Here is a 15,125-nt window from a genome sequence, read left to right as displayed (position 1 = left end):
TCAATTTTAAAATTGATTTCTTTATTGCAATCAAAATCATCGAATATTTTTGAATTATTTTCGATTTTCGTCGCGAGGTTTTTTACGCGTAATGTGAGCCGTGCGCAGAGGGTGGCGAAGGAGGGCGCGTGCGCAGAGCACCGCGATCCGCTTCGTCATGCACACGCGCTTCGAGTGCGCGGGAGCCGCGTAGCGAAGGGCGCGCCTTCTTGCCTAGCGCTCGCCACGCGGCTCGCGGCGCATGCCGTCATCCTGCTTGCCGTCACGCTTCACTGTATTTGCGTTCGTGCATGCCAGCGCCGCAACACCGCCGTTTTGTAAAGCATCGATCCGTTTCGACTGGAGGACCTGCCTTGCCCCGTACCACGTTCAGGAGCCGTCTCGCGGTATGCGCGTGCATTGTTGGCCTGGCCGCTTTGTCGGCCGGTTTTGCCGCGCGCGCCGAAACGGCGCTGAACGCAAAAACTTCATGGATCGGCAATACGTTCGGTTTCGGCGACGGCACGTGGACGCAGATCAACATCACGGCGATTGCCGTTGCGCCCGACGGCAAGGTCTATACGAATGCGCCGTGGGATGAGAGCGGAGCGGAGGCGAGCGTCTACCAGAACGGCAAGATGCTCGGTTTCGCGGGCGGCACGCATGGCTGGGGCAATGGCGGCGGCAACGCGATCGCCATCAATCGCAAGTATGCGTTCGTGGCGATTGCGGTCGGCAATGAGAAAGGCCGCCTCGTCGAGCAGGGCGTGTGGCCCGAAAAGGGCAAGCAGTGGTTCGGCATTTCGCGCCGGCAGATTGCCGATCCGAAGCAGGCGGCACCGTTCCAGCCCGCGGCGAAGCGCGCGGACCCGCATGCGCAACTCGCGGCCGGCTTTCTGATGATGAACGAAGTGCCGACCGGCACGAGCGCGGAAATCGGCGGCCTTGCGGCGAGCGACACGACACTCTATGCAGCCAACACGGCGCGCGATCGCGTCGAGCTGTATGACGCGGAATCGATGCAGCAGAAGGCCACGTGGAGCGTGCACGAACCGGGTCGCCTTGCGCTCGCGCCGGACGGCACGCTGTGGGTGCTGAGCGGCACGCGCAACGATCGCACGCCGCATGTGGAGCACTACACGGCGGCCGGAAAACGCCTCGACGAAAACTTCGAGTTGCCGGCCGGCACGGTCGCGGTGGACATCGCCGTCGATACGAAAGGCCGCGTGCTCATTGCCGATAACGGACCGCGTCAGCAGGTGCTGTTCTTCGACAAGCGCGACGGACGTTATGAGCAAACCGGTTCGCTCGGCGAGCGGGGAGGCATTTTCAGCGGCGTCGCGGGACGGCCCGGGCCGCAGCGCTTTAACGGACTCACCGGCGTGGGCGTGGATGCGCGCGGCGATGTCTATGTATCGACAAACGGCATCGGGCCGCGTTACGAGCCGATCGGCGCGGGCCTCGGCGCGACGCTGGAAAGCTACGCGCCCGACGGCAAACAGAACTGGCTGGTGCAGGGGCTGCTTTTCGTCGACGGCGCATGGATCGATCCGGCGCGCCCCGACAGCGTGTATAGCGGCAACAAACGCTTCGAACTCGATCTGTCGAAGCCCGCCGGGCAGGACTGGAAATATGTCGGATTCCTCTCGAATCGCTTCAAGTATCCCGACGACCCGGTTTTTCACACGGACCAGTATCCGGGCCTGCCGATCGCCCGCAAATTGAAGGGCCGCACCTTCCTGTATCTGACGGACATGTATGCGGACCATCTGAAGATCTATCGCTTCGACGCGCAGCACGACGGCGAAACGGCGATTCCGTCTGGCTTTATCGCGGGCCGCGAGCGCGCGGTGGCGAAAGTGCCGAATGCGCCGCCCGGCGGCGACTGGATCTGGCGCGACGCAAACGGCGACGGCAGATTCAATGTCGACGAATTCGCGCTCAACACAAGCGGCACGAAGCTCGCGGGCGGCTGGGGCTGGTGGGTCGACACCGCCGGCGACATCTGGCGCACGCGCGATACCAAGGGCATTTACCGGTTCCGCTTTGGCGGCCTGGACGCAAAAGGCAACCCCGTCTATGCGTACTCCGACATCACGCAATACCCGGTGCCGCAACCGTTTGCAGAACTGCATCGTGCGATCTACGAGCCCGACACGGACACGCTCTACGCGACTGGCTACACGCCCGACACACCGGCTGAGCGCGGCTTCTGGAAAGAAGTGGGCCGCGTGCTGGTGCGCTACGACAAATGGTCGAGCGGCAAGCCGGTGCAGCGCTATTCGATCACGCTGCCCTGGCAGACCCAGGGCAAACCCATTGCCACGATCATCGGCGTGACGGTCGAGGGGCAGTACATCTTCGGCGTCGAGCCGGTGGGCGCGGTCCACGTATGGGACAAGGACAACGGCCGCGAACTCGGCGTGATCCGGCCAGGCCCGGAAGTCGGCCGCGCGTCCGGCTGGGTGGACGTGCCCAACGGCATTAGCGCGGCCAAGCGCAGCAACGGCGAGTACCTCGTATTCGTCGAGGAAGACGCGCGCGGCAAGGTGCTGATGTACCGCTGGAAGCCATGACGGATCAATGCACGGCGCACTGCGCCGCCGCGGCAGGGCGCGGCACGAACAGATGAAGAACAACACCGGCAATCGCAGTCGAAACCAGGGCACCCGATGGACAAAGGCATTCTCAAGAACGTAGCGATCAATTTCTTCGGCCTCGTACTGCCGACTTTCGTTTCGCTCGTCACCGTGCCGTCGTATATCAAACTGCTGGGCGTCGAACGCTACGGCGTGATCAGTCTCGTGTGGACGCTGATCGGCTATTTCGGCATTCTCGATCTCGGCATGAGCATGGCCGCGCAAAACCACATTTCGAAGGCGCGCGCCTCGGGCGACAAAGGCGAAAGCGCGCGGGTGTTCTGGAGCGCGACGTGGCTGAATCTTGCAACCGGTGTGATCGGCGGATTGATCATTTACTTCGGCGCATTTCTCTATACCGCGTACTTCACGAAGGTTTCGCCCGAACTTCAGCATGAGGTCTACATGGCGCTGCCGTGGCTCGCCGTGGCGATTCCGCTTGCCAACGTGTCGTGGGTGTTTGCGGGCGCGATCAACGGCGCAGAGCGGTTCGGCGTGTACAACACGAACCAGACCATCGGCACCTTCCTGTTCCAGTTGTTGCCGCTCGGCGCTGCACTGTGGCTCGGCGCGAACCTGCAGAACGTGCTCGCCGCAGCAGTGTTCGCACGTATTCTCGCCGCCATTCTGCTCGGCCGCTCGGCGCTGAAAGTGCTGGAAATACGCAGTATTCTGCCGCCCCAGCTCGGCGTGGCGAGGGGGCTTTTCAACTTCGGCGGGTGGATGCTGATTGCAAGCGTCACCAACATGATTGCCGAATCGCTCGACCGCGTGATGCTCGGCACGGGCCTCGGCGCGCGTTTCGTCACCTACTACACGGTGCCGCAAAACCTCGTCACGCGCCTGAACATCGTGCCCACTGCAATGGTGCGCACGCTCTTTCCACGGCTTTCGGCGGTAGGGCGTGCGGACGCCGACACCATCACGCAGCAGTCGCTCGAATTTCTCAACGGCGTGTTCACGCCCGTCGCGCTTGTCGCGATGCTCGTGCTCGAACCGTTCCTGCACCTGTGGGTCGGCAATGAGATCGCCACCGTCGCGGCACCGGTGGGACGCATCATGATCGTCGCCGTGTGGCTCGTCGGGCAGGCCAACGTGACGCGCATCCTGATCCAGTCGCAGGTCAATCCGGCTACGGCCGCACGCGTCGGCCTCTTCGAATTGCCGCTCTTTGCAGGGGCGTTGTGGCTCGGCATCACGTACTTCGGCCTGACTGGCGCCGCGATGGCGGTGGCCGGCCGCGCGCTCTTCGACTACGTCGTACTGCTACGGCTTTCTGCAATCCGTGCGCGGCAGATCGCGCTCGACATGCTGGCGCATCTCGCTTTCCTGCTGGCGAGCCTGTGGCTTTCCAGTTTCCTGCCGGGGCTCGCCATGGCGATCGTAGCCGGCGTGTTGATGGTCGGCGCGAACATCGCCTGGTCCATCACGATGACCCCCGCTTTGCGCGATCTGGCGCGCTCACTGCTGTTGCGACTGAATCCGAGGAAAAGCGCATGAACCACGAAGTCCTTGAAGAAGCCGTGCTGCAACCGCCGACGCGCAGCGCACTGGCCGAACTCACCACCGTTCCTGCCATACAGACGCCGCCGCGGCACAGCGCAGCGCGCAGCGAAAAAGCCGTGCGCATTGCGATCGTGCATGACTGGCTCGTCACTTACGCGGGTGCGGAGAAGGTGCTCGAGCAGATCGTCGCGTGCTTTCCAGACGCGGACCTGTTCAGTCTCGTCGACTTTCTCGACGACCGCAGCTTTCTGCGCGGCAAGCCCGTTACCACGTCGTTCATCCAGAATCTGCCGCTCGCGCGCAGCAAGTACCGCACGTATCTGCCGCTCATGCCGCTGGCGATCGAGCAACTAGACGTGTCCGCATACGACGTGGTGATCTCGAGCAGCCATGCGGTGGCCAAGGGCATTCTCACCGGCCCTGACCAGGTGCATATCAGCTATGTGCACTCGCCGATCCGCTATGCGTGGGACCTGCAGCATCAGTATCTGCAGCAGTCGAAGCTGACGAGCGGACCCAAGTCCGCGATGGCGCGGCTGATTCTGCATTACATCCGCAATTGGGACATTCGCACGTCGAACTCGGTGGACGGCTTTGTCGCGAACTCGGAGTTCATTGCCCGTCGCATCAAGAAGGTGTATCAACGCGACGCGCAGGTGATCTTTCCGCCGGTCGACGTGGAAGCCTTCGTGTTATGCACCGCGAAGGAAGACTTCTATCTGACTGCATCGCGCATGGTGCCGTACAAGAAGATCGATCTCATCGTGCAGGCGTTCGCACGCATGCCCGAGCGCAAGCTCGTCGTGATCGGCGACGGGCCGGACATGCAGAAGATCCGCGCGAAGGCCGGTCCGAACGTCGAGATCATGGGCTACCAGCCGTTCAATGTACTCAAGGACCGGATGAGCCGCGCCAAGGCGTTCGTGTTCGCCGCCGAGGAGGACTTCGGCATTTCGGTCGTTGAGGCGCAGGCCTGCGGCACCCCCGTTATCGCATTTGGCAAGGGCGGGGCGCTCGAAACGGTGCGTGATTTGTCCGAGCCGCGCCCGACCGGCATGTTCTTCGACGAGCAGAGCGAAGAGTCGATTGTCTCTGCGATCGAGCGTTTCGAAGCAAATGCCAGGCGCTTTTCGCCGCTCGACTGCCGCGCCAACGCCGAGCGTTTCTCCGCGGCCAATTTCCGCGAGCGCTTCTTCGCGCATGTACGCGCTTCGGTGCCGGCGCTGCGCAATGCAACGCTGCCGCCCTACGTGCCGTATCGGGCCACGCCTGCCGCGAGCGCACCGCGCATTCTCGCCGTCGATCAAAGCGGCGTGCTCGGCGGCGCCGAGTTGTCACTGCTCGAGATCGTCAAGGCATTGCGCTCGCGCATTGAAGTCGTGCTGTTCGACGACGGCCCGTTTCGCACGGCGCTCGACAAGGCGGGCGTGAGTGTGGAGGTGCTGGACGCCGGCGCGCTGCGCAACGTGCGCAAGCAGGGCGGTTCGCTGCCCAAGGGCGCGGCGCTCAAAGGGCTGATGTCGCTCGTGCGCGCGACCGCCCGGCGCGCGCGCGGCGCGCAGGTGATCTATGCGAACACACAGCGCGCGATGGTGATCGGCGCGGTGGCCGGCAAGCTCGCGAAGCGGCCGGTGGTGTGGCATCTGCGCGATATCGTGAGCCCCGAGCATTTCGGCGGCAAGCAGCTCGCGATCATCAAATGGTGCGCGCGGCTTGGCCTCACTCACGTAATCGCGAATTCGGCTGCGTCGGCGCGTGCATTCGCGCAGCTCACCGGCTTTGACGACAAGCGCGTCGACGTGGTGTTCAACGGCATTTCCGCCGCGCCGTTCGACGCCTTGCGCAATGTGCCGCAAGCCACGCTGCGCGAGCGCCTGAAGCTGCCGCCGGATGCGTTTCTGGTCGGCTCGTTCAGCCGCCTCGCGCGCTGGAAGGGCCAGCATGTGCTGCTCGAAGCAATGGTGCTCAATCCTCATATGCACGCTGTGCTGGTGGGCGCGCCGCTCTTCGGCGAAGACCAGTACGAGATCGAACTGCATGCGTTCGTCGACGCGCACAATCTGGGCGACCGTGTGCATTTTCTCGGCTTCCAGCACGACATTCCGGCGTGCATGTGCGCGGTCGACGTGGTGGTGCACACGTCGATCACGCCGGAGCCGTTTGGCCGCGTGATCGTCGAGGGCATGCTCGCGCAGCGTCCCGTGGTGGCCGCGCGGGCGGGCGGCGTGCTGGAGATCGTCGACGACTACGAAAACGGCGTGCTGTGCACGCCCGGCGACGCGCACGCGTTGGCCGACGCACTGGCCGAGCTGCGCTCGAACGACGAACTGCGCGCAAGGCTCGTCAAAAACGGCTACAGGACGGCGCTCAGCCGCTTTGGGACCGATGCCTACGTGGAGAGCGTCGAGCGGATCCTGAGGCGCGTGGCGGGCGCGGCAAAGGCTGCTCGCGCATGATCTGGTTGGAGGTCTGGCGCGCAGTGCTAACTGCCGCGCGCCAGACCTTCAACGCGCATTGCGCGAATGTCAGACGGCGCGAGTCGGCGATGCGCAAGTGGATGTTGCACAAACTGGCGCCGGTGCGCCAGTGGGCGTTACGCGAGCCGGCATCACGCAAGCCCATACAGCAGAAGCTGACCTGACGTCAGCCTGCGCAGCAAAGACCGGGACAACGGATTCGAAGATCAGCGCGGAGCCGAAGGTCAGCGAAAAACTCGCCGGCCTTCGGCTCTTTTCGATTCACGACCGTTGCCATGCGCCTTTCGCTTTCGGCTTCAAGCTGGCCGACCACTTCATCGCCGGCAATTCGACGAGCCGGTAGAACACATAGGCAGCGGGCACGGCGACCAGCATGTACCCGAACGACGGCCAGATGGACATCTGCAGCGACGAGCGGTACAGCAGCGAGGACAGCAGCACGAAGATCGGCAGATGGATCAGATACAGCGAGAAGCTGAAGTCGCCAAAGTGCGACAGAAGCCGCAGGCCCCAACCGGCGCGTGCGTTGTGGCTGCTCTCGCTGCCCTTGTTGCCCTTTTCGTTCTTTTCGCTCTTCTTATCCTCGAGCGCCCGGTACAGATAGAACGCGAAGCCAATCGCCCACAACTGGAACGCACCGTACTGTCCGAAGTGAAACGCCGCGCAGCCCAGCACGACGAACGCCGCGGCGAGCGCATAGAGCCACCACGACGAGCGCGTTTGCGACGCCTCGTGCGCTTTCGCGTCGGCAATCCATGCGCCGAGCGTCCACGAAAACCAGTACGACGTGAAGAACTGAATGTCGTGCCGCTCGAGCGCGTACGCCGACACGACGTTGACCACGGCAACGATTGCCAGCACGGAGTTCATGCCGATGCGCCGGCGCAGTGCGAATAGCAGCGGATAGATCGCATAGAACTGCACTTCGAGCGAGAGCGTCCACAGCGCGCCGTTCGAGCCATACGTCTTGCCCGCCACGCCTTGCAGCGAAAACAGATTGACCAGAAAAGCGCCCAGACCGATCTCGCGAATCTTGTGACTGACCGGCGGCAATTGCAGACTGAACCAGTCGAGTGCGAGCGTCAGCAGCAATGCCGCAAGCAGCACCGGATAAATGCGCGCGAAACGGCGCGCCCAGAAGTTCGCGGCGTCGAGCCGGTACGCCGGATTGCCCGCGAGTCGCATGGCGGCGCTGCGGTGAATGCAGTAGCCGCTGATCACGAAGAAAATCGGCACGCCAGCCGAGCCCCACGCGATAGGGAAGGTCAGATACGCGGCAATCGTGCTCAGGTTGAATGAGTGCCCGGCATTCTGATGGAAAGCCTGCATGCCGACCCATTCGATCTGCCGGCAATGGAAGTACGCGACGAGCAACGCGGCGAAGCCGCGCATAGCGTCGATCACGTGTTCTTTGCCCGCGCTGTCGGCGCGCGCCTCGCTTTGTGCGCGAGGCGCGAGCGGGCTCGCGTGCGGTGTGAGGGGCAGGGATGAGCCGGCGGCTTCCAGTGCTGAGTCGCTCATGCGCGGTCCTTTATTCGAAGTGTGGCAATGCGGATGCGCGCGCGTGCCGCGCGCGGTGCATCACATGCTAGTGCACCGCGCGGACAAAAAATCGATAAAAAAATCGGCCGCCTTTTCGCCATCCTTTCGTTAAAAGGCGCCATTTTGTGACGAAATGTAATTGAGCCGCTGCCTTGAAACCGAACAATTATTTGTCCCTTTTGTCATGCTAATTTACAGCACGGATTCTCCTGATGAGAGGTGTAATCATGAACCTGCATTTGCTTGCCGGCGTGGCCGTCCTGCTGATTCTCGTTGCCGCCTCCGCCTACCGGGAGGCGTTGCGCAACGAGCCCATCCGGCGTTTCCGGATCAATCCGGGTCAGCTGCCGCAACTGGACGAGAACGAGGAAGCCCGCTCCTGAAAGCCGCGCGGCGGCCCGTATAAAGCAATGCCTGCGGCCCGCCGCACTCACGGCACAACGGGTAAATTTTTCGGAATTTCCCGAAAATAATTCGAGTCTGCACTGTAAATCTTGCTGTCTTTCATATTATGCGAAGCGCAAATCCACCCAAACTGGCCTTATTAAGTACTGTTTGAGAAATTTCAGGCGTGATCTCGCGTGGCTTTTTTGTTAGCCTTTGCGCCGACGTCGAAGGGCCGCCATGCCCGCAAACCAATTTCTAACCGATCTGGGAATGCCTACCATGCTGAAAGTCACCAAAGCCGTGTTTCCCGTAGCGGGCCTCGGGACACGTTTCCTGCCGGCTACCAAGGCAAGTCCGAAAGAAATGCTGCCTATCGTCGACAAGCCGCTGATCCAGTACGCTGTCGAAGAAGCAGTTGCTGCCGGCATCACCGAGATGATCTTCGTGACGGGTCGCAGCAAGCGCGCTATCGAAGATCACTTCGACAAATCGTATGAGATCGAGGCCGAGCTCGAGGCGCGCAACAAGCAGAAGCTGCTCGACCTCGTGCGCAGCATCAAGCCCGCCAACGTCGACTGCTTCTATGTTCGCCAGGCCGAAGCATTGGGTCTCGGTCATGCGGTGCTATGCGCCGAAAAGCTGGTCGGTCAAAGCCCGTTCGCGGTGATTCTTGCAGACGACCTGCTGCACAGCTCGAAGCCGGTCATGAGCCAGCTCGTGGATACGTTCAATCACTACCATAGCTCGGTGATCGGCGTTGAAACCATTGCGCGCGAAGACAGCCGCTCATACGGTGTGGTGGACGGCCGCGAGTGGGAAGACAACGTCATCAAGCTCTCGGGCATTGTCGAGAAACCGGCACCGGACAAGGCACCGTCGAACCTCGGCGTGGTTGGGCGCTATGTGCTCATGCCGACCATCTTCAAGCACATTCGCGCGCTCAAGCCCGGTGCCGGCGGCGAATTGCAATTGACGGACGCGGTTCAGTCGCTGCTCACCGAAGAACAGGTGCTTGCGTATCGCTACTTCGGCACGCGCTTCGATTGCGGCAGCAAGCTCGGTTATCTGAAGGCGACGGTGGAGTTCGCGTTGCGCCATCCCGAGGTGAAGGACGAGTTCGAAGCGTATCTGCAGGCTTATATGCAGGCAAACGGGCAGGACCTGCCGGCACAGTACACCGCTGAAGCGGCTTGACGAAGGCGGAGATCGGCGCGCGTACGGGAGTCGTTTTCGCGCGTCGGACAGAATACGCTCAGGTTCGCTTCGATCCGCTGCGGTGATCCGCCTGGATCAGGCAGCCTCGATGAAACAAATTTGATCACGCAGAGAGCGCGGCAACACCAGCGCTTTGAAATCGGGCGCCCCGCAGCCACGCGAGGCGCCCGTCTTTTTTTGCCGCGACTCGAACTGCATCCGTTCGAGTCGCGGCGACCGGCATGCTCAGCCCTTTTTCACTTCGAGGCGGAACTTGTGCAGCAACGGTTCCGTGTAGCCGCTCGGCTGCTGACGGCCTTCGAATACCAGCGCCTGCGCGGCCTTGAATGCAACCGTGTCGAAGTTCGGCGCCATTGGCTTGTACAACGGATCGGCGGCGTTCTGCTGATCCACCACCTTCGCCATGCGCCTGAAAGTCTCTTCGACCTGCTCGCGCGTGACCACGCCGTGATACAGCCAGTTGGCGATGTGCTGGCTCGAAATACGCAGCGTCGCGCGGTCTTCCATCAGGCCCACGTCGTGAATGTCAGGCACCTTCGAGCAACCCACGCCCTGGTCGATCCAGCGCACCACATAGCCGAGAATGCCTTGTGCGTTGTTGTCCAGTTCGGCGCGAATTTCGTCGGCGCTCCACTTTGCGGTTTCGACCACAGGAATCGTCAGCAGACCGTCCAGCAGTTCGTCGCGCACCTTTGCATAGTCGGTGCGCTCCAGCTCCTGCTGAACCGCTTGCACGTCGACCTGGTGATAGTGCAGCGCGTGCAGCGTCGCGGCGGTCGGCGAGGGCACCCACGCGGTGTTCGCACCGGCCTTGGGGTGTACGATTTTCTGTTCGAGCATTGCATGCATCAGATCGGGCATGGCCCACATGCCCTTGCCGATCTGCGAGCGGCCGCGCAGGCCCGCATGCAAACCGACGAGCACGTTGCTGCGCTCGTACGCGGCAATCCACGTACTCGACTTCATGTCGCCCTTGCGCATCATCGGGCCCGCTTCCATTGCGGTGTGCATCTCGTCGCCGGTACGGTCGAGGAAACCCGTGTTGATGAACGCCACACGCTCCGACGCCTCGGCAATACAGGCAAGCAGATTCACGCTCGTGCGGCGCTCCTCGTCCATGATGCCCATCTTGATCGTATTGCGCGGCAGCTTCAGCAGATCTTCGACACGCGCGAACAACTCGCTTGCGAACGCCACTTCAGCCGGACCATGCATTTTCGGCTTGACGATGTAGATGGAGCCGGTGCGCGAGTTCAGCTTGTTGCTGGGATCGTGCAGCGCGCACAGCGTGGTGATCACCGCATCGAGAATGCCTTCGGGAATCTCCGCGCCGTCTTTCGTCAGCACCGCCGGATTGGTCATCAGGTGGCCGACGTTGCGCACGAACAGCAGCGAGCGGCCGTGCAGCGTGACCGGCGTTTTACCGTCCGCGCCGACATATTGGCGATCCGCATTCAGGCGCCGCGTGAACGTCTTGCCGTTTTTCGCGACCTCTTCGCTCAGATCGCCGTTCATCAGGCCGAGCCAGTTGCGATAGAGCTGGACCTTGTCGTTGGCGTCCACGGCCGCCACCGAATCTTCGCAGTCGATAATGGTGCTTACCGCCGCTTCCAGCACCACGTCCTTCACGTGCGCAGCGTCGGTCTTGCCGATCGGATCGTTTGCATCGATCTGGATTTCGAAATGCAGGCCGTTGTGCTTGAGCAGCACGGCCGAGGGCGCGCCGGCCTCGCCTTGATAGCCGATGAACTGCGCGGCCGTCTTCAGCTCGCTGGTGCCGCTTTTCAGCGCGACGACGAGCTTGCCGTCTTTTACGCTGTAACCGGTTGCGTCCGCATGCGAGCCGTTCGCAAGCGGCGCGGCTTCGTCGAGAAATTTGCGGGCGTAGGCGATCACCGCTGCGCCGCGCACCGGGTTGAAGGTTTTCTGCCGGTCGGCGCCGTTGGCCTCGGGAATCGCGTCGGTGCCGTAGAGCGCATCGTAGAGGCTGCCCCAACGCGCGTTCGCCGCATTCAGCGCATAGCGTGGGTTCGACAGCGGCACCACGAGTTGAGGGCCTGCCTGTTCGGCAATTTCAGTGTCGACGTTCGCAGTGGTGGCCTTCACGTTCGACGGTGCGGGCACGATATAGCCGATGCCCTCCAGAAACGCACGATAGGCGCGCAAGTCGCGCACCGGCCCGGGGTTGGCGCGATGCCAGTTGTCCAGTTCCGTTTGCAGGCGGTCGCGCTCTGCGAGTAGCGCGCGGTTTTTCGGCGCCAGTTCGTGCACGAGGGCGTCGAAACCGGACCAGAATGCGGCGCTGTCGATTCCGGTGCCGGGCAGGGCTTCCGTTTCGACGAACTGTTCGAGATTGACGGCGACCTGCAGGCCGCCGCGCGGGTTCATCTGAGTCATCGACTGCTCCATCTGTCTGAATGCGGCCGCTGTGGGGTATCGGCTCGCGTTGGGGCTACTACCCGGTCAAGCTGCTTTGCTGTTTTCCGTGTTGCTGCGTCCTGTTGTGGGCCACGCCATCACGACGGCATTCGTGAAGCGCGGGCAATGCCTCTCGCCACGGCCGGCTCAGAGGCCCAGTGCCTGAATGCCGGCCTTGGCGATGTGCGCGTCCTGATCGGACTTCACGCCCGACACGCCGACCGCGCCGACCACCTGGCCTTCGACGATGACCGGCACGCCGCCTTCCAGCGTACCCGAGAGCGGGGCGCTGAGAAACGCGGTGCGGCCATTGTTGATCATGTCCTCGTACACCTTGGTTTCGCGGCGGCCGATTGCCGAGGTGCGGGCTTTTTCGGTCGCAATGTACGCGCTCGCGGGCGCGCTGCCGTCCAGCCGCAGCATGCCGAGCGGGTGGCCGCCGTCGTCAACGACGACGATCGCGACGGCCCATTTGTTCTTCTCGGCTTCGGTGCGCGCGGCCTCGAGAATGCGGGTCGTTTCGGCTACGGTCAACACGGGTTTGCTCAGCATAATCAATGTCCTGTCTCGTTCATGGTATGGATGCTTTCGTACGTCCGCCCGGCGCCTGAAGAGGCGGCGGGCACCGCGGCGGGCGATGTAACGCGCGGCCGCGCTTGAGTTCGCTTACCTTGTCAGCATGTGCAATGCCGGTGCCAAGCCTTGGAATTCTACGTCGAGCCGGGCGACGAGGAAACGCCGGCGTCCGGGGCGGGCCCCACGCCGTTGCGAATCGCGGTTCGAACGAGGCGGCCGGCTCCGAATTACAATCGAGCCCTCTTACATAACAAACCGTGCGAACCGTACGGGGCCCCCATCATGCCGACCATCAGCGAGCTTTTCATCTATCCGATCAAATCGTGCGCGGGTATCGCGCTGAATGAGGCGCGTCTGCTCGCTACGGGGCTCGAATACGATCGTTACTGGATGGCTGTCGATGCCGAGGGCGCGATGCTCACGCAGCGCGCACATCCGCGCATGGCGTTGATCAAGGTGGAGATTGCCGGGCACGAACTGGTGATCCGCGCACCCGGCATGAGCGAATTGCGCACGCCGCTCGACGCCGCGCAACTGAGCGCGCCCGCCAAGGTTGCGACAAAAGTGTGGCGCGATGCCGCCTACGGGCTCGACACGGGCGATGCGTGCGCCGCGTGGTTTTCGGACTTCCTCGGCATGCCCGTGCGGCTCTTGCGCTTCGATCCCGAGCGCGAGCGCATTGTCGATCCGGTTTATACGCAGAGCGTGGGCGGGGCCACGACTCACTTCGCCGACGGCTTTCCGCTGCTCGTGATCGGTCAGGCGTCGCTCGACGACCTGAACACGCGGCTGAATGCGAAGGGCGCGCCTTCCATTCCAATCGACCGGTTTCGTCCGAACATCGTGCTTACCGGGCTGGATGCGTATGAAGAAGACTATGTGGAGACGCTCGGCATGGACGGCACGCAGCCGACCGAAGCGCGTGTCGAACTGCGCCTCGTCAAGCTATGCGCGCGCTGCCCGATGCCGACCATCGATCAGGCGAAGGGCGAGCGCGACCCCGAATGGCCCAACGAACCGTCCGATACGCTGAGCGTGTATCGCGCGAATCCGCAGCGCAACGGTGCGGTCACGTTCGGCAACAACGCGGTGGTGACGAGCGGTGCGGGCACGTGGCTGCGGGTAGGGCAGGAGTTCGAAGCGGAGATTGGTTTCGGCGACTAGGTGTGTCGCAGTCGCGGCCGTCTACGCAGGACGGCCACGCTTTTTCTTTTCCGCCGTGTTTTTCATTGCCTTGCGTGCGCCTTCAGGTGCTTTCAGGTGCTTTCAGGTGCTTTTGCGCACCCGCATTGTTTGACGCACCTGCTTTCCGGACCTGCTTTTATTGACCTGCTTATTCTGACCTGCCTTTCCCGCACTTCACGCAGCCCGCGCATGCACCGCTTCCTCGCGCGATGCCATGTCTCGCGCCCACAGCGCTGGCTCGCTTTCGCCGATTGCATCGCCAACCAGGATCACCGCGGGACTGCCTAAGCCGGCCTCGTCAGCATCGGCGGCGAGCCGGTCCAGACGCGTGAGCAAACGCCGTTCGTCGACGCTGCCGGCCCATTGCACGACAGCTGCGGGGGTGTCGGCCCTCAGGCTTCTGAGCAGGGCGTCGGCGATGCTGCCGATACGCCGCATCCCCATATAAATGGCGAGCGTGGTGCGCGTGGCCGCCAGCGCGGCCCAGTCCGGTTCGCCGTGATCTTCGGTATGCGCGGTCACGAACGTCACGCCATGACAATGACGGCGATGCGTGAGCGAGATGCCCAAACTCGCCGCAGCCGCGAAGCCCGACGAAATTCCGTTGACGATCGCAACCGGAATGCCGGCTTCGCGCAAGCTCGCAATCTCTTCGCCGGCGCGGCCGAAGAGGAGTGCTTCGCCACCTTTCACACGCACCACGTGCAGCCCTTTCTGTGCATAACGGCGCATCAGGCGTTCGATGAAAGCCTGCGGGGTCGAGCGGCAGCCGCCGCGCTTGCCCACGCGAATCACGCGCGCCTGCGGGGCGAGCGTCACGATCTCAGGGTTAGCCAGGTCGTCGAGCAGAACGACGTCGGCCGCCGCGAGCGCTTTGACGGCTCGCAACGTGAGCAGATCGAGTTCGCCGGGACCGGCGCTCAATAAGGTGACCTTGCCGAAGTTCCTATTCATCGCGATGTCCTTCTGATTCACTGTGTGGCGGCGCCCAGGCGTGGCGCCGACGCCCAAACAAAAACGGCGTCCGCTCGTGCCGATCACGAGGGGACGCCGTTGTCCGATGTTGCTGTACTGCTCAAGGCTCTAAGCCGCACGAGGCACGACGTTGTGTCTCGCGAAGCGCTCCGGCCGTTCGCGCTGATTGCCTGACGCACGCATGACTGGTATCGCGCCAGCTTATGCAAGGACCAGGCCAACGGCT

General features: G+C 62.8%; 10 protein-coding genes. 6 read left to right on the top strand and 4 right to left on the bottom strand.

The window, feature by feature from the left end; genetic code table 11:
* Window positions 1-353: 353 nt before the first annotated feature.
* The 3 genes from JNB89_RS09350 to JNB89_RS09340 all read left to right on the top strand — a co-directional run bounded on the left by JNB89_RS09350 (window position 354) and on the right by JNB89_RS09340 (window position 6,580).
* Window positions 354-2,555, top strand: a complete 2,202-nt coding sequence (locus JNB89_RS09350; RefSeq protein ID WP_220362012.1) for a hypothetical protein — start codon at window positions 354-356, stop codon at window positions 2,553-2,555.
* Between the two features lie 96 nt (window positions 2,556-2,651).
* Window positions 2,652-4,118: a flippase gene (locus JNB89_RS09345; protein ID WP_220362011.1), complete on the top strand. Its 1,467-nt coding sequence runs from the start codon at window positions 2,652-2,654 to the stop codon at window positions 4,116-4,118.
* Window positions 4,115-6,580: a glycosyltransferase family 4 protein gene (locus JNB89_RS09340; protein WP_220362010.1), complete on the top strand. Its 2,466-nt coding sequence runs from the start codon at window positions 4,115-4,117 to the stop codon at window positions 6,578-6,580. Before JNB89_RS09345 ends, JNB89_RS09340 begins: the two co-directional genes overlap by 4 nt.
* 282 nt (window positions 6,581-6,862) lie before the next feature.
* On the opposite strand, the gene JNB89_RS09335 is transcribed toward JNB89_RS09340, so the two are convergent.
* On the bottom strand, window positions 6,863-8,122 hold the full coding sequence (locus JNB89_RS09335) for an acyltransferase family protein (RefSeq protein WP_220362009.1): 1,260 nt from the start codon (window positions 8,120-8,122) through the stop codon (window positions 6,863-6,865).
* 248 nt (window positions 8,123-8,370) lie between these two features.
* On the opposite strand from JNB89_RS09335, the gene JNB89_RS09330 reads away from it, so the two are divergent.
* The gene (locus tag JNB89_RS09330) at window positions 8,371-8,526 is read left to right on the top strand and encodes a hypothetical protein (RefSeq protein ID WP_013339261.1); all 156 of its coding nucleotides are present in this window, start codon (window positions 8,371-8,373) and stop codon (window positions 8,524-8,526) included.
* A gap of 283 nt (window positions 8,527-8,809) precedes the next feature.
* Complete coding sequence (galU, locus tag JNB89_RS09325) at window positions 8,810-9,724, top strand: UTP--glucose-1-phosphate uridylyltransferase GalU (RefSeq protein ID WP_220362008.1); 915 nt, start codon at window positions 8,810-8,812, stop codon at window positions 9,722-9,724.
* Between the two features lie 246 nt (window positions 9,725-9,970).
* Here the strand turns inward: galU and JNB89_RS09320 are convergent, their stop codons facing one another.
* The gene (locus JNB89_RS09320; protein WP_220362007.1) at window positions 9,971-12,142 is read right to left on the bottom strand and encodes a malate synthase G; all 2,172 of its coding nucleotides are present in this window, start codon (window positions 12,140-12,142) and stop codon (window positions 9,971-9,973) included.
* Window positions 12,143-12,310: 168 nt separating this feature from the next.
* Window positions 12,311-12,715: a heme-binding protein gene (locus tag JNB89_RS09315; protein WP_013339264.1), complete on the bottom strand. Its 405-nt coding sequence runs from the start codon at window positions 12,713-12,715 to the stop codon at window positions 12,311-12,313.
* A 306-nt stretch (window positions 12,716-13,021) separates the two neighbouring features.
* Between JNB89_RS09315 and JNB89_RS09310 the strand changes: the two genes are divergently transcribed.
* Window positions 13,022-13,903 (top strand): MOSC domain-containing protein, encoded by an 882-nt coding sequence (locus JNB89_RS09310; RefSeq protein WP_220362006.1) that lies wholly within the window; start codon window positions 13,022-13,024, stop codon window positions 13,901-13,903.
* A gap of 195 nt (window positions 13,904-14,098) precedes the next feature.
* On the opposite strand, the gene cobA is transcribed toward JNB89_RS09310, so the two are convergent.
* A complete protein-coding gene (gene cobA, locus JNB89_RS09305; RefSeq protein WP_220362005.1) occupies window positions 14,099-14,878 on the bottom strand; it encodes a uroporphyrinogen-III C-methyltransferase in 780 nt (259 codons plus the stop codon).
* Window positions 14,879-15,125 lie beyond the last annotated feature (247 nt).

The organism is Paraburkholderia phenoliruptrix, assembly GCF_019511605.1.
In the GTDB taxonomy this organism is placed as follows: domain Bacteria; phylum Pseudomonadota; class Gammaproteobacteria; order Burkholderiales; family Burkholderiaceae; genus Paraburkholderia; species Paraburkholderia phenoliruptrix_A.
The sequence above is the reverse complement of the archived record's forward strand: the minus strand, read 5'-3'. Positions and strand labels throughout refer to the sequence as shown.

Coding starts and splice junctions, on each gene's coding strand:
- JNB89_RS09345 (WP_220362011.1), top strand. CDS start 2,652: ATGGACAAAGGCATTCTCAAGAACGTAGCGATCAATTTCTTCGGCCTC.
- JNB89_RS09340 (WP_220362010.1), top strand. CDS start 4,115: ATGAACCACGAAGTCCTTGAAGAAGCCGTGCTGCAACCGCCGACGCGC.
- JNB89_RS09335 (WP_220362009.1), bottom strand. CDS start 8,122: ATGAGCGACTCAGCACTGGAAGCCGCCGGCTCATCCCTGCCCCTCACA.
- JNB89_RS09330 (WP_013339261.1), top strand. CDS start 8,371: ATGAACCTGCATTTGCTTGCCGGCGTGGCCGTCCTGCTGATTCTCGTT.
- galU (WP_220362008.1), top strand. CDS start 8,810: ATGCTGAAAGTCACCAAAGCCGTGTTTCCCGTAGCGGGCCTCGGGACA.
- JNB89_RS09320 (WP_220362007.1), bottom strand. CDS start 12,142: ATGACTCAGATGAACCCGCGCGGCGGCCTGCAGGTCGCCGTCAATCTC.
- JNB89_RS09315 (WP_013339264.1), bottom strand. CDS start 12,715: ATGCTGAGCAAACCCGTGTTGACCGTAGCCGAAACGACCCGCATTCTC.
- JNB89_RS09310 (WP_220362006.1), top strand. CDS start 13,022: ATGCCGACCATCAGCGAGCTTTTCATCTATCCGATCAAATCGTGCGCG.
- cobA (WP_220362005.1), bottom strand. CDS start 14,878: ATGAATAGGAACTTCGGCAAGGTCACCTTATTGAGCGCCGGTCCCGGC.